Below are 16,919 nucleotides of genomic sequence, written 5' to 3' on the forward strand. Positions count from 1 at the left end.
TACCTCCGTATCTCGTTAGATGCTGCCATGGACGGCCTCGCCATCGACCGGCAGCGTCAGGACTGCGAAGCCCTCGCCGAGCAACGCGGCTGGGACGTCGTGCATACCTACGTCGATCAATCGATCTCCGCGTCGAAGAAGGACGTGGACCGTCCCGACTACGACGCGATGGTGGCGTCCTTTGAGCGCGGCGAGATCGACGGATTCTGGGACGCTAAGGCGCGTTCTTATTTCACCGTGAATCGGTGCCATACTTCGACTGTGACCGTCAACGACAGAACGCAACGAAGCATCAACACCCGCGGCGGCCAGAAGTCGATCGCCGAGCTTTGGGCAACGAATTTGCCGGGCACTAAGGACAGCTACTACTACGACTTCTGCTAGAACTCATGCGCATTCGACCCCTAGTACTTGGGCTTTTGAGCCTACTTCTTGCTGCAGTCATCGCGACTACTGGGTGGCTGCTGACAGCCCTGGTTGACTCCACCAAGCCCTTGTCCTTAGGGGTCGAATCAACCTTTAGTCTTGACTACGTCGAGCCTAAGACTTCACTCGCGGAGGAACTTGAGTCAGACTACGCACCGACGGTAATCCGTAACTCACTGGTTTCATTGGCCGAGCAGAACGGCTACTTCATCTACCGGCTGACTGGCACCGATGACGCAAGCGGGACTTCCCACGAGGTTTTCATCCCGCTGGAGCAAAATTATCCAACACCGGAACGCATTCCCCGGCTCAACCGGCCGGATGCCTTGAGCCAAGCGGCCAGTGAGCTTGGGTCGCTGGATTACCACGGTGACTACGTCTTGGTTCCCAAAGCAACGGGTGGCAATGCGAACCACTTCTACGAATCGGCCAGGAATGACGGGCTCAGGCTAAGCGAAAAGACGCAGTTCCTTCACCTCATCCAATCGGTCGTATTCCGCCTGCCCGCGTTGGTGGCGATCCTGTTTCTATTTGTCGTTTCCCTTTTTGCCCTGGTATTTGTTCTTCGGGTTTCCGGTCTTAGATTGGCAGCGCTGCGCACAATAAATGGCGGGCACCGCAGTCAAAAAGGCAATTGGCGGCAATGGACCTTTGTCATCCTCCCGCACCTAGTTCTCATTGGCCTTGCGAGTACATTCCTCGCCCGCCAAGGGAGCTATTCTTTTGCCCTCCTGTTCCTCAGGTTCTACGCCGCCGGGATAGGCTTGGCCCTGGCTACCACCGGTTTGGCCGTAGCCGTCACCGCCCCATTGTTGCGCCGCGCAGTAGCGCTGCTGGGGCAGCGTGCCCCCGCAGAGAAGGCGGCGGGAAAAGCGCTGAAAGTAATTTCGGTCTTTACCTGCGTGACCTTTGTAGCAGCGGGTCTTAGCTCAGCGGCTGCGCTCCGCTCCTACCAGCAGGAATCCGAGGCCCAACAGACCTGGAAATCTCTCGCGGAGTTTGGAGCCTTGCATTTTTCAGCCAACTTCGACGGCCCTGCTGGCCGCGTGGAAGAAGGCGAGCTCTTGCCGCCCAGTGTGCAGCAGAACTTCCGCGACTTCGCGCTCAGCTGGGAACGGGAGCACGGGGCTGTCCTCAGCCATACTTTGCCGAAAGAAGCTACCGGTGTGCCGGACTCCTGCCCCGTGGCACTTGCCAACCGCCAATGGCACGATCTGCAGGATTATCAGTTCCGTCCCGGAGACGACAACCACTCGGTCGACTATTCCGCAGCCCAAGAGCATTTCGCAGCTTCCGTGGATCTGTGGGCTCAGGAATCCGGCGACCTGCTCCTTAAATCTGCGCAAATTGGTCCGGTCAGTGCCGATCATGCGGTCGGATTCATTAGTGGAACAATGTCGGGGGAACTGGTTCCCGGCGATTGTTTTTACGTGCTTGAAACGGACGATCTATCCGGCTTCGACGCAGACTTCCTAAGCTCCACAGCTTCGAGTAAAAATTTGCTCTTCGCGGATTTCTCGGAACTGGGTCCAGAACTTACCGCTGCCGGCCTCGAAGGCTACGTCTACCCGGTACGCGCCGCCGATCGCGGTCTGGCCGAACTAGTAGCCAGCACGGCGCTGTTCTGGCTGAGTATCCTGAGCGCCCTCGGAGCTTTGCTCACCACGCTTGCGGCCTTGATAGTCCAGGCGCGCATCCAGCTCCGAGTTCACCGTCGCCTCCTGGTACTCCTCCACAGCGCTGGGCAATCACCGGACAAAACGATGTGGCGACTATTCAAAAGCCAACTGGTCAGCCTGACAGTTGTCGTCATATTGTCCGTCCTGGCTCCGCTACTGCTTCCCAACCCGTTCCTCTACACCTTCACCGCGCTAAGCTGCCTTGTCTTAATCGTCTACCTCGGTTTTGTCCGTCTCAGTATTTCTCAGCACATGTCCGCCTCCCCTAGGAGTCACAATGTCATTGGCTAGCCCCAATCAGTCCCCCACTCTGCCGCCGGAGATTTCCACCTCCCATCTCTGTCTCGCCGCGGAGTCGACTTTTTCTGTGGGGCGCAGCACGCGGATGGTGAAGAAGTCCCTCGTGGAAAATGCAACGTTTTCCCTACCCGGGCCAGGCTTTGTCGCCATCTGTGGAGCCAGCGGTTCCGGAAAGACTTTGCTGCTCAACACCTTGGCCGGGCTCCTGCCGCCGGCGGACGGCCTCCTCCGGATAGACGGTGAGAATGCCTCCGCGTGGAGGATGAAGCGGAGGCGGAGGTTCTGGCGAGAACGCGCAGCGATAATCCACCAAGACCACGGAATCATTCCCGAACTAAGCTGCGAAGATAACCTCACCCTCGGGCTATCCAGGAAGCAATACTCCAAAGAAGAATTGCTGCACTCCCTCGGCGAAGTCGGTCTTGATGTCCCCTTCGACGGGCCGGCAGCTATTCTCAGCGGAGGCGAGCAGCAGCGGCTGGCGATCGCCCGAGCCCTGCTCCGCGGCGCGGCTTATGTGTTCGCTGACGAGCCGACCGCCTCCCTCGACCCCACTAACCGCGACCAAGTTATCGCGCTCCTGCGGCGAGCTGCGGACGGGGGCGCACTCGTTCTGGCCGCCACGCACGATGCCGCAGTTATTGCTGCTGCTGACAGCACCTTGCGCATCAATGATCGCCAGGTCACAGTCTCCGGCTCTGCGCGGGATTAAATCGCGATGCCCGCGGCCTTGGCCACCTTCCGGTACCCGGCCGCATGGTCCGCGACGCTGGCGTGGGCGTTGAGTCCGCTGGGGTTGTCGAGCACGGGCCTGACCCCCGGAAAGTAGACACGTCGGGGGTTAGCTATGCTGCTTGGGTCAGCGTAGCTGATGTGAGTGCTTCGAAGTCATTGGGGGCTAGAAAGTTGCACCAGGAGTGCCGTCTGCGGGTGTTGTAGCGCATGCACCACCGGAAGACTTCTTGGCGACTGATGTCGAAGTGGTCGAGTTCAAGTTCAACGTGTAGTGCTTAACCTCTGCGATGAACTCTTTGATCCCGGGACGTGATGAGGACTGGGGCTATTGTGCTCCCCCGAACGCTACGGCCTGGGGACACGAGGCTGTGTCGCAGGTGCAAGCGAGAGGACCAGGAGCGAAACACAGACCGCTGAGTCGACGCAGTCACGGTAAAGACGGAGCCGTCTAGGCGGTGCTCGAGGTTGCGCGAGATACGGTGACGCTGGGCGTCGGTAAGCGATGCGCATTCGGCGACATCGATGGAAAGCTGGACTTTGCCGTCCGTCGTGTTGACGCCCTGGCCGCCTGGAGTCGACGATTTCGCGAAACGCTCCGCGAGATCGGCGGCGATGACTGCACCGTCGGGGATCCCCGGGCCGGGCGCTATGGTCAGGTCGTTCATGCCGCCCAGCCTAGGTGCCCACAACCCTTTCTCGTCTCGGCGGAAGCGGAGACCGCGTCGCGACGGCCGGGATCCAGCCTCAGTATTATCCTCGTCACCGGTTGATTCGAACGCTTTTTGCTCCTCCTTCTCCCGTCGGGCTTCGATTTCAGCGGCCTCCGTAGGTGGCAGTGATCGCTGGATCCCTCGAATTACCGGTTCCGATCAGCGGTCGAAGGATTTTCGCAGCAGCCGGACCTGCGGCGCCGGTGCCGCCGCCGTAGCCTGACGAGCATCCCCGCCATGACGGCCATCACGACGGCGGTCCCGGGACCGATGATCCAGGGATTACCGAGGAGCCCACCGACGCCTGCGAGTGCTCCGCCCGCCGCGATGAACGGCAGGCCGCAGCAGAGCAGCGACGGAAGCGCACAGCATGCCAGCAAGAGCAGCCCGGTCCCTGCAGCGACGACGGGACCGGCGCGCCGTTCGTCGCGGTCCTGATCGGCGCTCATCGTCTGCTTCAGGATGAGATCTCTCCGATTGCCTGCGTTGCCGTTCATGCGCAGCACGACAGCAGCGACGGGTCGGTGGTGAAGGCCTTCGCGGCGATCCGGATGCCCTCGGCCATGGTCAGGTAGGGGGCCCAGGCGTTGGCGACCTCGGCGACGGTCCTGCCGAGCACGTGGACGCCTGCGGCGGCGAGCTCCCCGGCGTCCTTGGCGACGGCGGTCAGGCCGAGGATCTCGTTCGTCTCGGCGTTCACGACGATCTTGATGAACCCGCGGGTGTCGCGGTTCACCAAGGCGCGGGGCACGTGGTGCAGGGGCAGGACGCGGCAGTCGCAGCGGATCCCCGCGGCGAGGACGTCCTTCTCGGTCATCCCGACCGCGCCGATCGCGGGCCCGGTGAACGTCACCCGCGGCAGGCGGGCGTAGTCGACGGACCGGTCGGCGTCGGCGAACGCGTTCTCGGCGACGAGGGTGCCGTGGTGGGCGGCGACGTAGACGAACTCGGGGTGCCCGGTCACGTCGCCCGCGGCCCAGACCCGCGGGTTCGAGGACTGCAGCCGGTCGGAGACGACCACCTCACCGGAGTCTCCGGTATTCACCCCGACCGCATCGAGGTTCAGGCCATCGGTGACGGGACGGCGTCCGAGGGCGACCAGGACCTGGTCGGCGCGGAACTCCTGCGAGCCGCCGGACAAGGCGGCGGTCACGACGGCCTCGCCTCCCGTGCCGCGGGAGACCCGGGTGGGCACTGCGCGGCTGACGACGCGGATGCCCTCGTCGGCGAACACCTCCTGGAGCGCCTTCGACACCTCCGGCTCCTCCTTCGACGCGAGCCGGGACCGCACGAGCAGCGTGACCTGCGAGCCGAGGCGGGCGAACAGCTGCGCCTGCTCCAGGGCGACGTAGCCGCCGCCGAGCACCAGCAGCGACTCGGGGACCTCCGTCAGCTCCATCGCCGTGGTCGAGGTCAGGTATCCGGTCTCCTCCAGGCCGTCGATCGGCGGTGCCCACGGGCGAGAACCAGTCGCGACCAGGTAGTGGCGGGCCTCGATGGTCTCGACGCTTCCGTCGGATCCGGCAACATCGAGAACCGGCTCATCAGGGGTGCCCACGAACGAGGCGTCGCCGCGGAGGACCTGCCAGCCGTAGGAGTCGGCGACGTCGGCGTACTTCTCGCCGCGCAGCGACTCCACCAACGCTTGCTTCCCAGCGATCAGCGCGGGCATGTCGACGGGATCCGCCGTCGTCGCGATCCCGGGGAACCGGGTTGCGGCGTCGACCGCGACGTGCCGCGCGCCGGCCGCGGCAATGAGCGCCTTCGACGGGACGCAGCCCGTGTTCACGCAGGTGCCGCCGAGCGTCCCGCGCTCGATCATCACCACCGACTTCCCGAGCGTGCTGGCGCGGATCGCAGCGGCGAACGCGCCGCCTCCCGATCCGATGATGGCGAGATCGTACTTCGTAGGCATCGCTACTCCTGTCAACTCTTGGCTTTCTGCTCTGTCTCAGCCATACTGGACCTTCCAGTGCAGGGGAAGGTCAAGCGCGGCCACGGAGGGAGACAGTAATGTGGATCGGAGAACTCGCCGAGAGGGCGGGCACTACCGCGAAGACCCTTCGCTTCTACGAGGAACAGGGCCTTCTACCCCCGACCGAGCGCACGCCGTCCGGATACCGCGACTACGCGCCCGAGACGGTCGCTCGGATCGACTTCATCCACCGCGGCCAGGCCGCGGGCCTCACCCTCGCCCAGATCCGCCAGATCCTCGACATCCGCGACGGCGGCCATGCGCCCTGCGAGCACGTGCGCGACCTGCTTGACGTGCGCCTCGCTGAGATCGAGCAGCAGATCGCGCAGCTCTCCGTGCTGCGCGACACTATCGCGGACCTTAGCCAGGACGCCGCGCACCCGGATCCTGAAACGTGCAGCACCGATCAAGTGTGTAGGTACTTGTAGACGGCGGGAGTCAATGACTCAAACGCTACAACCCCGATATGCGCTAGCGCATGTCGATGCCGCCGGTGCCCACCTCGATGATTTTGGTGGTGGCAGCGATAGCGCACAGCAGCGGCATCGGGGCGGAGGCCTGCAGCGCGAAGTGGTGGACTCGGAAGGACGCGTTGTTCACGCCGATTTCGTCCGCAGCCTGGGTGATCTCCAGACGAGTCTTGGCGATCTTTTCCGCAGATGGCCCGCACTAGCTGCCGAAGGCGTAATGCCCGAAGCTTAAGAAGCCGAACGCTTTCATTGGATAACACTCCTTTTGATGGTGTTAACAAGAGGGAGTAACTTTGCAACGACATACCGTCGAGTTCAAGTTCAACGTTTAACGCGATGCGTTATTGACGCTTCGCGTTATGGGGGGGATTAGGGTGAAGCATGATTCAGTCGTTCGGGAATCGACAAACATGACTGGTGTTTCTGCGTGAGCCGGTTCCAAAATTGGATTCTCGGATCCACAAGTCGGCGAACAAGAAACTCCACCAGCTCAATGCGGCAGTCTCCCTTGACTCCCTCCGCGTGCCACCCAGTAACCGCCTAGAGGCACTCAAGAGCGACAGGAAAGGGGCTTTCAGCATTCGAGTCAATGACCAGTGGAGAATCACTTTTCTCTGGACGAGCGCGGGGCCCGAACAAGTGACCATCGAGGACTACCACTAAGGAACGCCATGTCGGAGAAGCTTTACCCTCCGGTTCATCCTGGAGAGATTCTTCTCGAGGATTTCATTGAAGGATTTGAAATCACTCAGCACAAGCTTGCCGTATCGATCGGGGTGCCCCCTCGTCGTATCAACGAGATCGTGCACGGGAAACGCGGAATTACAGCTGACACCGCGCTCAGGCTCGGAAAATACTTTGGCGTCGAGCCGATCTTCTGGATGAATCTGCAGAACCAATATGAGATTGAGGTGGCGGAGGATAAGGCGCTCGCTGAGATCGAGCGGATTCAGCCGATCCAAGCTGCCTCGGCATAGGCCCGAATTAGGGAATCTGGGGCCGTCGCCTCGTCGACTTCAGCTCCGAGCGCCGCTTCTTTGCTTCGAGTCGGCGCCGCACCGAGCTCCGCGTCGGCTTGGTCCTGCGCCGCGGGGGAGGGGGCGGAGCTAGGGCCTCGCGCAACAGGGCGGCCATGCGTTCGCGTGCCTCAGCTCGGTTGCGCACCTGCGACCGCTGGGTCGACGCAGACACGGTGAGGATGGAGCCGTCCAAGCGGTGCTCGAGGTTGCGCAAGATGCGGCGGCGTTGGGCGTCGGTAAGCGATGCGCTTTCAGCGATATCGATGGAAAGCTGGACCTTGCTGTCGGTCGTGTTGACGCCCTGGCCGCCCGGACCCGACGACTTCGCGAACCGCTCCGTTAGATCGGCAGCGGCGATGACTGCACCGTCGGGGATCCCCGGGCCGGGCGCGATGGTCAGGTCTTTCATGCAGCCCAGTCTAGGTGCCCTACGAGTCGTTCTTGTCTCGGCGAAAACGAAGACCGCGTCGCGACGGACGGGAATCTGTCTCAGAATTATTCTCGTCGTCGGTTGAGTCGAGTGCTTTCCGCTCTTCCTTCTCCCGTCGGGCTTCGATTTCAGCGGCCTTCGCAAGTAGCCGGTCGTCGTTCATGTCGCGAATTTTCTCGATGGCTTTCTGCGCCTGATCCACCGCAGCCTGACGGGCGCGGTTCGCAGCATCGACCGTGTCTCCCGCTAGCGACATCACAGATTGACGCCAGCCTTGGACCTAGAGACGCTCCGCGTAGTGTTGCTAGTCCCCGGGGTTACCCACGCAGAACTCGTTGCCTTCCGGGTCCTGCATGACAGTCCACACCAATCCCGGCGCCTCGTGGGTGGTGAGTTCGGTAGCGCCTAGGTCTTTGAGGCGTTCTATTAAAGTTTCGCGCTCCGCCTCGCCAACGTCGATGTGCATGCGGTTTTTCCCAGGTGTCGGATCCTTGACGCGCTGAAATCCCAGCGCCGGGGTGGAATCAACCATCACAAAATCGCCGTAATCCGCGGCGATTTCGCAACCGGTTGCGGCGGACCAAAACTTGGCGAGCTTTGAGGGATCGTGGCAGTCGAAGGTGATCTGCCGGATCGTGAGATTGGCATCATTCATGGTCTCTATTATGAGGATGGGATCTGACGCTTGCTACGTGCATTTCTAAATAGCATTCTTTAGCGCTTCGCGGATTGCCTGAGAGCGTGACCATCCGTTTGCAGCCGCATACTTGTCGAGGTCCGATATCTCGCTGGGGGAAAGCCGAATGGAGATAACCTTCGCAGCGTCTTCGTTTCGTGGTTTCCTTCCACGTCGACGAAGTGTCTCTACGTCGTAGCCTTTCTCGGCTTCGGTTACCCACGCATCGATTTGCTCTTCGCTGACTAGCTTCCCGTTGATAGTTTTCATGCACGTAATCGTAATACGGAAAAGGGCTTGGTGGCTAGGGGCAGGTTATAGTCTTTCGACAATCCGTGGAGGTCAAGTTCAACGTGTAACGCGGGTGTTAGGGTGGAGATTGTTGACTACTACTGACAAGCTCTCCCTGTTGGTAAATTCTCGGAGACGCAAGTGGTCGGGCATGTGCCCGATGAGGTGAGAGGCGCCATGGAGCATCACACGGCCGTCGTCGTTGGTGGTGGCCAGTCCGGTCTAGCCACGTCTTACTACCTGCGGCGCTTCAAAGTGGACTTCATGATCTTGGACAACCAAGAGGAACCCGGTGGAGCGTGGTTGCACACGTGGCCTTCACTGACGCTTTTCTCCGCCGCGGAGTTCTCCAATCTGCCCGGCTGGCCTATGCCGCGGTACCCGGGGTACCCGCCGGCACGTCATGTCATCGACTATCTGGAAAGCTACGAACGACGCTACGACCTCCCGGTTCGGCGCCCGGTGCACGTTCACAGCGTGTCCCATGACGAAGGGATGTTCTTCCTAGATACGAGCGCCGGTCAATTCACAGCGGACCACGTTGTCGCGGCCACCGGCACGTGGTCCGCGCCCTTCGTGCCCCACTATCCGGGCACCTTCCGTGGACGTCAGTGGCACTCGTCGACCTACCCTGGCCCCGAACCATTCCGCGGCGCGAAGGTCGCGGTGGTCGGCGGGGCGAACTCGGGTGCCCAGATCGCCGCGGACCTCATCGGGTCGTCGGAGGTCACATGGTTCACACGTGAGCAACCGCGCTGGATGCCTGACGACGTCGATGGCCGCGATCTCTTTCTCCGCAGCCGCCGCCGGATTCTCGGTGGCGATTCCGGCCCGAACCTCGGGGACCTCGGGGACCTCGGGGACCTCGGCGACATTGTCGCGCTTCCTCATCTACGTGAGCTCCGCGATTCCGGCCAGCTCACCTCTACCCCCATCTTCGATAGTTTGAGTGAGCTCGACCACGACCATCTGATCTGGTGCACTGGTTTCCGTCCGGCCCTCGGCCCATTCCGCCACCTCATGCGCGACCGCGAACCTGAAGTGGAGAATCTGCATCTCGTCGGTTACGGCAACTGGACCGGCGACGGCTCGGCAACCCTGATGGGTGTCGGGCCGTTCGCCAAACACACTGCCCAGGTAGTCGCGGGCCGTGTCGATGAAGCACGGCAGCACGAGTTTTGAAATGGCGCCAAAGTAACTCGCGTAACTCGACTCAGCGCTTCGCTTGCGCAGCTCGCAGGCCGTTCAAAATCACGATGACTTCGGCGACCTCGTGAACCAACACGACGGCAGCCAGGCCCAGCACGCCGCTGATCGCCAGCGGCATCAACACGATGATGATGGCCAGAGACAGCACGATGTTTTGGTTGATGATCCTGCTGCCTCGGCGGGCGTGCTGCAGCGCCTGCGGGATCAGCCGGAGGTCGTGGCCGGTGAAGGCGACGTCAGCGGACTCGATCGCGGCGTCAGAGCCGGTTGCTCCCATCGCTATGCCCACCGTCGCGCCCGCCAGCGCAGGAGCGTCGTTGATGCCGTCGCCAATCATCGCCGTCGGCGTCCTGGAGGAGAGCTCGGCGACGATGCTTGCCTTGTCCTCTGGACGCAGCTCGGCGCGCACGTCGTCGATTCCGGCGATTTCAGCCAGCGCACGTGCGGTGCGAGCGTTGTCGCCGGTGAGCATGCTCATTTCCACGCCGTTGGCGTGCAGGGTCTGCACGGCTTCGGGCACCTCGGGACGCAGCTCGTCGCGGACCCCGATAGCCCCGGCGAGGGCGTCATCGACGGTAACAAGGACGCAGGTCTGACCCTCGGACTCCATGCGCTCAACGTCTACCTTTAGTGGCCCGGCGTCGATCCACCGGGGGCTGCCAACCAGCACCCGTCGACCTTCGACGGTGCCGCCGATGCCATGACCGGCCTCCTCGCTGATGTCCGAGGCGGTGGGGGCTTTGGGGACCGCTGCCGCGATCGCTGCGGCGAGGGGGTGCGTCGATTGCTGCTCAACTGCCGCCGCGAAGGCAAGTACCTGCGCCCGATCGAATCCGTCCGCCGGGACAACGCCGGTAACCTCGGGCTGGTTGCGTGTAAGGGTTCCGGTCTTGTCCACCGCCAGGTGACGGATGCCGCCGAGCCGCTCGAACGCCGCGCCAGACTTGATAACCACTCCGAACTGGCTGGCTGCGCCGATCGCGGCCACGACCGTCAACGGCACGGAGATTGCCAGCGCGCACGGCGATGCTGCGACCAGAACCACCAACGCACGGGTGATCCACGTCTCGGGGTCGCCGAGCAGCGAGCCGATCACACCGACCAGCACCGCCAGGATCATCACCCCGGGCACTAAGGGTCGGGCAATCCGGTCGGCGATCCGGGCGCGGTCGCCCTTTTCCGCCTGCGCCTGCTCGACCAGGTCCACGAGTGTGGTCAGCGAGTTGTCCGTTCCAGCTGCGGTCGTCTCGACTTCCAGCACGCCGGCGGAGTTGATCGCTCCCGCGGGCACCTCGTCGCCGGGCGCAACCTCCTCCGGAATGGATTCTCCGGTGATCGCTGAGGTGTCAAGGCTGGAGTGCCCGGACCGAATGATGCCGTCTGTGGCGATCCGCTCTCCGGGGCGCACGAGCATCAGCTCGCCAACCACGAGGTCCTTCGCGGTGACCTCGACCGCCGTGCCGTCGCGCAGTACCGTCGCGGTCTGCGGCACCAACTTCAACAGTGCCCGCAGTCCGCCCTGGGCCCGGTCCATCGCCTTGTCTTCCAGCGCCTCAGCGATCGAGTACAGGAACGCTAGCGCCGCGGCCTCTCCGACGTAACCGAGGATTACCGCGCCGATCGCGCTGATCGTCATCAGCAAGCCAATGCCGAGCTTGCGCTTTGTGACGAGGTTCCGTATCGCGCCGGGCGCGAACGTATACGCCCCTAGCAGCAGGCCGACCCAGAACAGTACTGTCGCGGGTGTCTCTAGCCCGGACCAGTCCAGCGCCAGGCCTATACCGAGGGCTACGCCAGAGAAGATTGGTAGTAGCAACTCGGGGTCCTTCCACCATGGCCGATCGAGATCTTCGATCTCCGTGGCTGGCTCGTGTTCGCATCCACATGCTGAACTCATGCGTCCACTCCTTTCCCGTCGCAGCCGGGCACCGAGCACTCAGGGTCGATGCACGGGGCGTTTTCGTCGACAGCCAACGTCGCGTTCACTAGTGCGTTGAGTGCTGTCGCGAGGTGCGGATCGGCGATTTCGTAGCGTGTCTTGCGACCCTCCGGCTCGGCGACGACGATGCCGCAGTCACGCAAGCAGGTCAGGTGGTTCGAAACGTTCGAGCGGGTCAGGTTCAGGTCGCGCGAAAGCACGGCCGGGTAGCTCGGGCCGTTAAGTAGGGTCAGCAGGATTCTGGAGCGCGTCGGATCCGCCATGGCCCGGCCGAGCCGGTTCATGACGTCGAGGCGTGAAGCAATGGTCAGCATGTGCTGAACAATACATCGTGTGCTGAACTATTCAAAATGCGCTGAACTGACAGTTACGCGAAGGTCCTGCGACCTGCAAGAATTAGTCGATGGGATAGCAGATGACTGATCCTTTGTGGTTCGGTTGCCACCCAACGCGGGAGCGACGTGGGCGGCGAGGTTCTCGAGAAAGTAACTTTGCAACTACATACCGTGGAGTTCAAGTTCAATGTGTAGCTAGGCTTCGGGGTTGCCCACGCAGAACTCGTTGCCTTCCGGATCCTGCATGACGGTCCATACCAATCCCGTCGCCTCGTGGGTACCGAGTTCGGTTGCGCCTAGCCCCTTCAGCCGTTCCGCCAGGGCTTCGCGGTCAGCCCCGTAGCCGTCGATATGCATGCGGTTCTTGACAGGTGTGGGATCCTGTACGCGCTGAAATCCCAGCGCCGGAGTGGAATCAACCATGACGAAGTCCCCGTAATCTGCGGCGATTTCGCAGCCTGTGGCAGCGGACCAGAACTCGGCGAGCCTAGACGGATCGTGGCAGTCGAAGGTGATCTGCCGGATAGTGAGATTGACAATACTCATGGCCCCATTGTGAGGATGGGATCCGACAAGGCAATGCCCTGGCGAGCGCACGATTGCTGTATCCGCGAAGATCATCGGGTTTCTTTGAAGCTATTCGTGACTAGTCGAGCAGGCTTCGATATTGTTTGCGCGCCTTCATCGAGTGGATGATCGTTTCGGTGCCGTCGTCCCAGAGGAGAACGACGAGCTCGAGCAGTCTCATTGAGCCGTCGAACCCCAGGCGTATTTCCCCCTGAGGGTGCTCTTCGTCGAGTGGGGCCTTAAAAACACAACCTGATGTCGCGGCAGTAACTGAGTCCTCAGGCTTGATGCCGTGTTTCGTGGCGCTACGGCGTACGTCCATGTCTAGATGGCGTTCTTTAACGCTTCGCGGATTGCCTGAGACCGTGACCATCCGTTGGCAGCTGCATACTTATCGAGGCTCGAGATCTCGCTAGGGGAGAGTCGAATAGAGATAACCTTCGCAGCATCTTCATCACGAGGTTTCCTGCCTCGACGACGAAGCGTCTCCACGTCGTAGCCGTTCTCAGCTTCGGCTACCCATGCGTCGATTTGCTCTTCGCTGACTGGTTGCCCATTGATAGCTTTCATGACAGCAATCGTAATACGGAAATGGTTCTATCGGCTAGGGTGAGGTTACTTCCGTTCCGTTCGACGCTCAGTGGATTTCAAATTTAACGCGGTACGTTATTGACGCTTCGCGTTATGGGGGGATAGGGTGAAGCATGATCCAGTCGTTCGCCAACAAGGACACTGAGCGTTTGTGGAATCGAGAGCGTGTGCCCTCGATCGATTCCCGCATCCACTCAGTGGCGCTGCGTAAATTGCGTCAGCTTGGCTACGCGCAGAGCCTTCAAGAGTTGCGGATTCCGCCGGGAAACCGTCTCGAGGCGTTGAAAGGGGATAGGCGGGGTCAGCACAGTATTCGCATCAATAGCCAGTGGCGGATCTGCTTTCGGTGGACGGCAGCTGGTCCAGAGGAGGTCGAGATTGTTGACTATCACTGACAAGCTTCCACCAGTACACCCTGGTGAAATTCTAATGGAGGACTTCCTCGAGGAGATGGGGATAACGCAGCACAAGCTTGCTGTTTCTATCGGCGTCCCCCCTCGCCGGATCAACGAGATCGTCCACGGGAAGCGCGCTGTTACTGCCGATACTGCACTCCGTTTAGGGAAGTATTTCGGAATGAGCCCCCAGTTCTGGCTCGGGTTACAGACCCAGTACGACTTGGACGTGGCAGAGGATAAAATCCTTGCCGAGATTGAGCGGATTCAGCCGCTGCAGGCTGCCTCGGCATAGCTTTGCTTTTTCAATCCAAAAGATGATGAGTTCCGTCTTTGGAGCCTGTGTTTCTAGCGAACTTCGGTGTTTCTTGAGAGTGCTTATTCGGTAGCCTCTACGACTTTGAGTGGAATGCTTTTGAGACGCTCTGCTAGGGCTTCGCGTTCCCCTCCACCAGTCGGGCTGCCCCACCGACCGCTACCAGCGCTCGGTGGGGCAGCCTTTAATCTTGCCTCATTTCTTGCTCTGCTGCCTGTAGCGCTTGTTTGAGAATGGCTATGTCGCTTTCGGGTACTTTCCAAGTTTTCGTCATTTTTGGATGGTTTAAGCAGCGATTCAAGGAATCGATAATTAGTCCGAGTCGTCGATTATGGTCGCCATCAAGGAAAGACTGATAGTCGATTTTCAGTCGAAACTCTAAATCCTTTTGTTTATTGTTGCGGCGCACAACCTCGGGCAGCTTCATTTTCTGCATAACCGGTCCTTCTAGGATCGCAATGTAGGCCCAGCACCAGTCTTCATATGCATCAGAAAACTGTGTGTCCTCAATATATGAATTAACTATTTTCTCAATCTCATTCGCAATCGCACTGTATGCGTGCCCTACAGTGTGCTCTGCTTCAGCGGAATTCCACAGTCTCATTTTGTGTTTTCCTTGGTGTCTTTTGTGCCTTACCGATCCGAAATTCGTTAATGTTGGCCGGCTATCAGGATATCCGTTCTATTAGGCAGTGGGGTTGCCCGCAAATCGTGGACACGTAGTGGAGCTGCCTGATGGTTAGGCAGCTGTTTCTTTTTTGTTGGTGGCTTGGGTGATGTGGTACTCGAAGTCGACGGGGCTGATCATCCCGAGTGCGGAGTGCCGGCGTCGACGGTTGTAGACCACCTCAATCCAGCGCGCGACAGCCCTACGTGCAGCGTCACGGGTAGGCCAGCGCTGCCGGTCATAGAACTCGGTTTTAAGTGTTGACCAAAACGACTCAGCCATCGCATTATCGAAGCACACTCCGGTACGCCCAACGGACTGGGCGATACCCAGGTCACGGCACACGTCCCAGATCTGATCGCTTGTAAACTGTGATCCACGATCAGCGTGAAACACCAGACCATCAGCAACCTCACCACGCAGCGTATAGGCCATGCGCAAGGCCCGTTCAACCAGAGAAGTATCTTGAACGCTATCCATCGCCCAGCCCAGCACACGGCGGGAATGGCCGTCGCGGATAACACACAAGTACAACCAGCCCTCACCGGTGCGCAGGTAGGTAATATCCGACATCCACACCCGATTAAGCTCACCGGCATCAAACATACGCTTGACCAGGTCCGGAAGCGTGGACTTACGCTTAGATTGAATCGTTGTCACCGGGACGAAGGCCCGCGGTGAAATCCCTTCAATGCCCATCAGACGCATCCGCTTGGCCACAGTCTTGCGGTTTAGTGCAATGCCGTAGCGCTCGGCAAGTTCCGCAGTGATCCGTGGGGCACCGTAGACGTGATCAGAATCTGACCAGATCTGATGGATCTTGCGGTCAACATCGTCGTAGAATGCTGCCCGATCATCGTTTCCAGATAGCCGTTGTTCCTGCTTATTGGCCCATTTGTAGTAGCCGGACCGGGACACTTTCAACAGACGTGCCATGCGTTTGATGCTGTAGTTCGCCTTCTCCTGCCGCATTAGTTCGAACTTTTCTGTTCGCGTTGCTTCGCGGCGAAGAAGGCTGTCGCTTTTGACAAGAACTCATTGTCTAGCCTGGCCTCTGCCAGCTCACGACGCAGACGAGCAATCTCAGCGCGAAGATCTGTCTCGCTCATCCCATCGCTGGCGCCTCGGCGCTGTTTTTCATCTTTGACCCACCTGCCCAAAAGCCCCGGAGCGACACCGATCTCCCGGGCCACATGAGCGATCGGGCGCTGCGATTCAATCACGAGATTCGCAGCTTCACGCCGGTACTCCGGCGTGTACTTCTTGCGTTGTTGACTCACAATGAACATCCTCTCCTACGGACACAACATCCGTACAAGTCGGGTGTCCACTAAACGAGGGTAACCTCAGCAGTACGTAGCCGAGTGCGTCGTTCAGACTCTGGCTGATCGGCTGAATGGCCGCCCTTTTCGTGTGCGTGGAGCCGTTTGGCATGAGTGACATGGTGGTGCGCATGGCTCGGTTGGAATGAGGAATTGGGCGGCTCAGGTTTAGGCTCAGGTTTATCTGTCGGCATGACCTTCCTTGCCGATGGCAATCGAATCCGCGCCACCGAGGAAGCTCTGTCCGGCACCGCCCTTGTTATGCTGGCGGGCGACGATGCCGTCGAAGTGGTTTTCGTCGATCAGTCTCCAGTCACGGATGAGTAGGGAAAAATCATGAAGTTGATTGATCCGAACGAGCTTTTTAGTTCTCTTGAGCAGCTTGATCCCGCCATAAAAGACAAAGGCAAGATCCCTGACATCGATGCAACGTACACCGAGTTCATTCATCGTTATGCCGGGGTAAGTCTCACGCCGGACATTGTTCTGTATGGCTATCAGAGGGTGCTCGAGTGGAATCGTCGAGCACGTGGCGATGGTTTGCCCGAAGATCTGTTGCTTATCGGGCAGTCGGGGCAGGGCGATGAGTGGTTCTTGAGTGCACGGCGCAAGACAGTGTTCTTTTTCGATCACGACCAGGGGGAGTACGGAGGGCCAGAGAGCTTCCTCGATCTGAAGATCGACTTCACTGGTTTTCTCAGGATGGCGTTCCTGTTGGCGGAGCTGGAGGAGAAGCTTGACGAGGGGCAGGAGATTGATGAATACGAGCAGGAAGTTTCGGACCTTCTGAACAGCATCCATCCGCAACTGCGTGTGAGGTTTCCCTTCAACTATTTTGAATGATTGCACCTTGGTCTCAGCTGACGG

General features: G+C 60.2%; 25 protein-coding genes and 2 pseudogenes. 11 read left to right on the plus strand and 16 right to left on the minus strand.

What is annotated here, in order from left to right:
- Positions 1 to 27: 27 nt before the first annotated feature.
- Genes I6I71_RS12070 through I6I71_RS07205 form a run of 3 tightly spaced genes read left to right on the plus strand, consistent with a single transcriptional unit; the run spans position 28 to position 3,117 of the window.
- Positions 28 to 384 (plus strand): recombinase family protein, encoded by a 357-nt coding sequence (locus I6I71_RS12070; RefSeq protein ID WP_236587270.1) that lies wholly within the window; start codon positions 28 to 30, stop codon positions 382 to 384.
- A 5-nt stretch (positions 385 to 389) separates the two neighbouring features.
- Complete coding sequence (locus I6I71_RS07200; protein ID WP_201819834.1) at positions 390 to 2,396, plus strand: hypothetical protein; 2,007 nt, start codon at positions 390 to 392, stop codon at positions 2,394 to 2,396.
- Entirely contained in the window at positions 2,383 to 3,117 is a 735-nt protein-coding gene (locus tag I6I71_RS07205) for an ATP-binding cassette domain-containing protein (RefSeq protein ID WP_016456434.1), read from the plus strand. Before I6I71_RS07200 ends, I6I71_RS07205 begins: the two co-directional genes overlap by 14 nt.
- Before the next feature lie 133 nt (positions 3,118 to 3,250).
- Here I6I71_RS07205 and I6I71_RS12075 read toward each other — a convergent pair.
- The 4 genes and pseudogenes from I6I71_RS12075 to merA all read right to left on the minus strand — a co-directional run.
- A pseudogene (locus tag I6I71_RS12075) lies at positions 3,251 to 3,373 on the minus strand (IS3-like element IS1206 family transposase); the annotation flags it as partial.
- A 42-nt stretch (positions 3,374 to 3,415) separates the two neighbouring features.
- Positions 3,416 to 3,805 (minus strand): class I peptide chain release factor, encoded by a 390-nt coding sequence (locus I6I71_RS12210; protein ID WP_015381421.1) that lies wholly within the window; start codon positions 3,803 to 3,805, stop codon positions 3,416 to 3,418.
- A 191-nt stretch (positions 3,806 to 3,996) separates the two neighbouring features.
- Positions 3,997 to 4,347 carry a hypothetical protein gene (locus I6I71_RS07215; protein WP_201819837.1) on the minus strand — a complete coding sequence of 117 codons (351 nt, stop codon included), beginning with the start codon at positions 4,345 to 4,347 and terminating at the stop codon, positions 3,997 to 3,999.
- On the minus strand, positions 4,344 to 5,765 hold the full coding sequence (gene merA / locus I6I71_RS07220) for a mercury(II) reductase (RefSeq protein WP_201819849.1): 1,422 nt from the start codon (positions 5,763 to 5,765) through the stop codon (positions 4,344 to 4,346). Before merA ends, I6I71_RS07215 begins: the two co-directional genes overlap by 4 nt.
- A gap of 98 nt (positions 5,766 to 5,863) precedes the next feature.
- Here merA and I6I71_RS07225 point away from each other — a divergent pair, with 98 nt between their 5' ends.
- A complete protein-coding gene (locus tag I6I71_RS07225) occupies positions 5,864 to 6,253 on the plus strand; it encodes a heavy metal-responsive transcriptional regulator (protein WP_005290994.1) in 390 nt (129 codons plus the stop codon).
- 46 nt (positions 6,254 to 6,299) lie between these two features.
- Here I6I71_RS07225 and I6I71_RS12215 read toward each other — a convergent pair.
- Positions 6,300 to 6,545, minus strand: a pseudogene (locus I6I71_RS12215) (LLM class flavin-dependent oxidoreductase); the annotation flags it as partial.
- A 167-nt stretch (positions 6,546 to 6,712) separates the two neighbouring features.
- Between I6I71_RS12215 and I6I71_RS07235 the strand changes: the two are divergent.
- Together I6I71_RS07235 and I6I71_RS07240 are read left to right on the plus strand one after the other, a co-directional pair.
- Positions 6,713 to 6,958 (plus strand): type II toxin-antitoxin system RelE/ParE family toxin, encoded by a 246-nt coding sequence (locus I6I71_RS07235; RefSeq protein ID WP_236587272.1) that lies wholly within the window; start codon positions 6,713 to 6,715, stop codon positions 6,956 to 6,958.
- Positions 6,959 to 6,966: 8 nt separating this feature from the next.
- Positions 6,967 to 7,272: a HigA family addiction module antitoxin gene (locus I6I71_RS07240; protein ID WP_201819850.1), complete on the plus strand. Its 306-nt coding sequence runs from the start codon at positions 6,967 to 6,969 to the stop codon at positions 7,270 to 7,272.
- A gap of 7 nt (positions 7,273 to 7,279) precedes the next feature.
- Here I6I71_RS07240 and arfB read toward each other — a convergent pair whose 3' ends face one another.
- The 4 genes from arfB to I6I71_RS07260 are packed head-to-tail and all read right to left on the minus strand — an operon-like array spanning position 7,280 to position 8,690.
- Positions 7,280 to 7,723 (minus strand): alternative ribosome rescue aminoacyl-tRNA hydrolase ArfB, encoded by a 444-nt coding sequence (arfB, locus tag I6I71_RS07245; RefSeq protein ID WP_201819851.1) that lies wholly within the window; start codon positions 7,721 to 7,723, stop codon positions 7,280 to 7,282.
- A gap of 19 nt (positions 7,724 to 7,742) precedes the next feature.
- Positions 7,743 to 8,000, minus strand: coding sequence for a hypothetical protein (locus I6I71_RS07250; RefSeq protein ID WP_236587273.1), 258 nt, complete (start codon positions 7,998 to 8,000; stop codon positions 7,743 to 7,745).
- Positions 8,001 to 8,048: 48 nt separating this feature from the next.
- Positions 8,049 to 8,399 carry a VOC family protein gene (locus tag I6I71_RS07255; protein WP_201819852.1) on the minus strand — a complete coding sequence of 117 codons (351 nt, stop codon included), beginning with the start codon at positions 8,397 to 8,399 and terminating at the stop codon, positions 8,049 to 8,051.
- 45 nt (positions 8,400 to 8,444) lie between these two features.
- Entirely contained in the window at positions 8,445 to 8,690 is a 246-nt protein-coding gene (locus I6I71_RS07260) for a ribbon-helix-helix domain-containing protein (RefSeq protein WP_201819858.1), read from the minus strand.
- A gap of 198 nt (positions 8,691 to 8,888) precedes the next feature.
- Between I6I71_RS07260 and I6I71_RS07265 the strand changes: the two genes are divergently transcribed.
- A complete protein-coding gene (locus tag I6I71_RS07265) occupies positions 8,889 to 9,893 on the plus strand; it encodes an NAD(P)-binding domain-containing protein (protein WP_201819859.1) in 1,005 nt (334 codons plus the stop codon).
- 31 nt (positions 9,894 to 9,924) lie between these two features.
- On the opposite strand, the gene I6I71_RS07270 is transcribed toward I6I71_RS07265, so the two are convergent.
- From I6I71_RS07270 to I6I71_RS07290, 5 genes are all read right to left on the minus strand, one after another.
- A complete protein-coding gene (locus I6I71_RS07270) occupies positions 9,925 to 11,817 on the minus strand; it encodes a heavy metal translocating P-type ATPase (RefSeq protein WP_201819860.1) in 1,893 nt (630 codons plus the stop codon).
- Positions 11,814 to 12,173, minus strand: coding sequence for a Cd(II)/Pb(II)-sensing metalloregulatory transcriptional regulator CmtR (cmtR, locus tag I6I71_RS07275; protein WP_201819861.1), 360 nt, complete (start codon positions 12,171 to 12,173; stop codon positions 11,814 to 11,816). The genes I6I71_RS07270 and cmtR overlap by 4 nt, the downstream gene beginning before the upstream one ends.
- A gap of 216 nt (positions 12,174 to 12,389) precedes the next feature.
- Entirely contained in the window at positions 12,390 to 12,740 is a 351-nt protein-coding gene (locus I6I71_RS07280; protein ID WP_201819862.1) for a VOC family protein, read from the minus strand.
- A 100-nt stretch (positions 12,741 to 12,840) separates the two neighbouring features.
- On the minus strand, positions 12,841 to 13,083 hold the full coding sequence (locus tag I6I71_RS07285; protein WP_201819863.1) for a toxin: 243 nt from the start codon (positions 13,081 to 13,083) through the stop codon (positions 12,841 to 12,843).
- Positions 13,084 to 13,085: 2 nt separating this feature from the next.
- Positions 13,086 to 13,331, minus strand: coding sequence for a ribbon-helix-helix domain-containing protein (locus tag I6I71_RS07290; protein WP_201819876.1), 246 nt, complete (start codon positions 13,329 to 13,331; stop codon positions 13,086 to 13,088).
- A 134-nt stretch (positions 13,332 to 13,465) separates the two neighbouring features.
- Between I6I71_RS07290 and I6I71_RS07295 the strand changes: the two genes are divergently transcribed.
- Together I6I71_RS07295 and I6I71_RS07300 are read left to right on the plus strand one after the other, a co-directional pair.
- Positions 13,466 to 13,747 carry a type II toxin-antitoxin system RelE/ParE family toxin gene (locus I6I71_RS07295; protein WP_201819888.1) on the plus strand — a complete coding sequence of 94 codons (282 nt, stop codon included), beginning with the start codon at positions 13,466 to 13,468 and terminating at the stop codon, positions 13,745 to 13,747.
- Positions 13,748 to 13,781: 34 nt separating this feature from the next.
- Positions 13,782 to 14,042: a HigA family addiction module antitoxin gene (locus I6I71_RS07300; RefSeq protein WP_236587444.1), complete on the plus strand. Its 261-nt coding sequence runs from the start codon at positions 13,782 to 13,784 to the stop codon at positions 14,040 to 14,042.
- A gap of 205 nt (positions 14,043 to 14,247) precedes the next feature.
- On the opposite strand, the gene I6I71_RS07305 is transcribed toward I6I71_RS07300, so the two are convergent.
- Positions 14,248 to 14,667: an Imm44 family immunity protein gene (locus I6I71_RS07305; protein WP_201819890.1), complete on the minus strand. Its 420-nt coding sequence runs from the start codon at positions 14,665 to 14,667 to the stop codon at positions 14,248 to 14,250.
- Positions 14,668 to 14,802: 135 nt separating this feature from the next.
- Positions 14,803 to 16,019, minus strand: a protein-coding gene (locus tag I6I71_RS07310) for an IS3 family transposase (protein WP_101733890.1) whose coding sequence is annotated in 2 segments (ribosomal slippage) — positions 14,803 to 15,758 and positions 15,758 to 16,019 — 1,218 coding nt in all. Because the reading frame shifts where the segments join, the coding sequence is not laid out codon by codon here.
- Between the two features lie 225 nt (positions 16,020 to 16,244).
- Between I6I71_RS07310 and I6I71_RS12170 the strand changes: the two genes are divergently transcribed.
- A complete protein-coding gene (locus I6I71_RS12170; RefSeq protein WP_255468575.1) occupies positions 16,245 to 16,379 on the plus strand; it encodes a hypothetical protein in 135 nt (44 codons plus the stop codon).
- 9 nt (positions 16,380 to 16,388) lie between these two features.
- On the plus strand, positions 16,389 to 16,895 hold the full coding sequence (locus I6I71_RS07315) for an SMI1/KNR4 family protein (RefSeq protein WP_187400300.1): 507 nt from the start codon (positions 16,389 to 16,391) through the stop codon (positions 16,893 to 16,895).
- Positions 16,896 to 16,919 lie beyond the last annotated feature (24 nt).

It is taken from the genome of Corynebacterium riegelii, assembly GCF_016728505.1.
Taxonomy (GTDB): domain Bacteria; phylum Actinomycetota; class Actinomycetes; order Mycobacteriales; family Mycobacteriaceae; genus Corynebacterium; species Corynebacterium riegelii.

Coding starts and splice junctions, on each gene's coding strand:
- I6I71_RS12070 (WP_236587270.1), top strand. CDS start 28: ATGGACGGCCTCGCCATCGACCGGCAGCGTCAGGACTGCGAAGCCCTC.
- I6I71_RS07200 (WP_201819834.1), top strand. CDS start 390: ATGCGCATTCGACCCCTAGTACTTGGGCTTTTGAGCCTACTTCTTGCT.
- I6I71_RS07205 (WP_016456434.1), top strand. CDS start 2,383: ATGTCATTGGCTAGCCCCAATCAGTCCCCCACTCTGCCGCCGGAGATT.
- I6I71_RS12210 (WP_015381421.1), bottom strand. CDS start 3,805: ATGAACGACCTGACCATAGCGCCCGGCCCGGGGATCCCCGACGGTGCA.
- I6I71_RS07215 (WP_201819837.1), bottom strand. CDS start 4,347: ATGAACGGCAACGCAGGCAATCGGAGAGATCTCATCCTGAAGCAGACG.
- merA (WP_201819849.1), bottom strand. CDS start 5,765: ATGCCTACGAAGTACGATCTCGCCATCATCGGATCGGGAGGCGGCGCG.
- I6I71_RS07225 (WP_005290994.1), top strand. CDS start 5,864: ATGTGGATCGGAGAACTCGCCGAGAGGGCGGGCACTACCGCGAAGACC.
- I6I71_RS07240 (WP_201819850.1), top strand. CDS start 6,967: ATGTCGGAGAAGCTTTACCCTCCGGTTCATCCTGGAGAGATTCTTCTC.
- arfB (WP_201819851.1), bottom strand. CDS start 7,723: ATGAAAGACCTGACCATCGCGCCCGGCCCGGGGATCCCCGACGGTGCA.
- I6I71_RS07250 (WP_236587273.1), bottom strand. CDS start 8,000: ATGTCGCTAGCGGGAGACACGGTCGATGCTGCGAACCGCGCCCGTCAG.
- I6I71_RS07255 (WP_201819852.1), bottom strand. CDS start 8,399: ATGAATGATGCCAATCTCACGATCCGGCAGATCACCTTCGACTGCCAC.
- I6I71_RS07260 (WP_201819858.1), bottom strand. CDS start 8,690: ATGAAAACTATCAACGGGAAGCTAGTCAGCGAAGAGCAAATCGATGCG.
- I6I71_RS07265 (WP_201819859.1), top strand. CDS start 8,889: ATGGAGCATCACACGGCCGTCGTCGTTGGTGGTGGCCAGTCCGGTCTA.
- I6I71_RS07270 (WP_201819860.1), bottom strand. CDS start 11,817: ATGAGTTCAGCATGTGGATGCGAACACGAGCCAGCCACGGAGATCGAA.
- cmtR (WP_201819861.1), bottom strand. CDS start 12,173: ATGCTGACCATTGCTTCACGCCTCGACGTCATGAACCGGCTCGGCCGG.
- I6I71_RS07280 (WP_201819862.1), bottom strand. CDS start 12,740: ATGAGTATTGTCAATCTCACTATCCGGCAGATCACCTTCGACTGCCAC.
- I6I71_RS07285 (WP_201819863.1), bottom strand. CDS start 13,083: ATGGACGTACGCCGTAGCGCCACGAAACACGGCATCAAGCCTGAGGAC.
- I6I71_RS07290 (WP_201819876.1), bottom strand. CDS start 13,331: ATGAAAGCTATCAATGGGCAACCAGTCAGCGAAGAGCAAATCGACGCA.
- I6I71_RS07295 (WP_201819888.1), top strand. CDS start 13,466: ATGATCCAGTCGTTCGCCAACAAGGACACTGAGCGTTTGTGGAATCGA.
- I6I71_RS07300 (WP_236587444.1), top strand. CDS start 13,782: ATGGAGGACTTCCTCGAGGAGATGGGGATAACGCAGCACAAGCTTGCT.
- I6I71_RS07305 (WP_201819890.1), bottom strand. CDS start 14,667: ATGAGACTGTGGAATTCCGCTGAAGCAGAGCACACTGTAGGGCACGCA.
- I6I71_RS12170 (WP_255468575.1), top strand. CDS start 16,245: ATGACCTTCCTTGCCGATGGCAATCGAATCCGCGCCACCGAGGAAGCT.
- I6I71_RS07315 (WP_187400300.1), top strand. CDS start 16,389: ATGAAGTTGATTGATCCGAACGAGCTTTTTAGTTCTCTTGAGCAGCTT.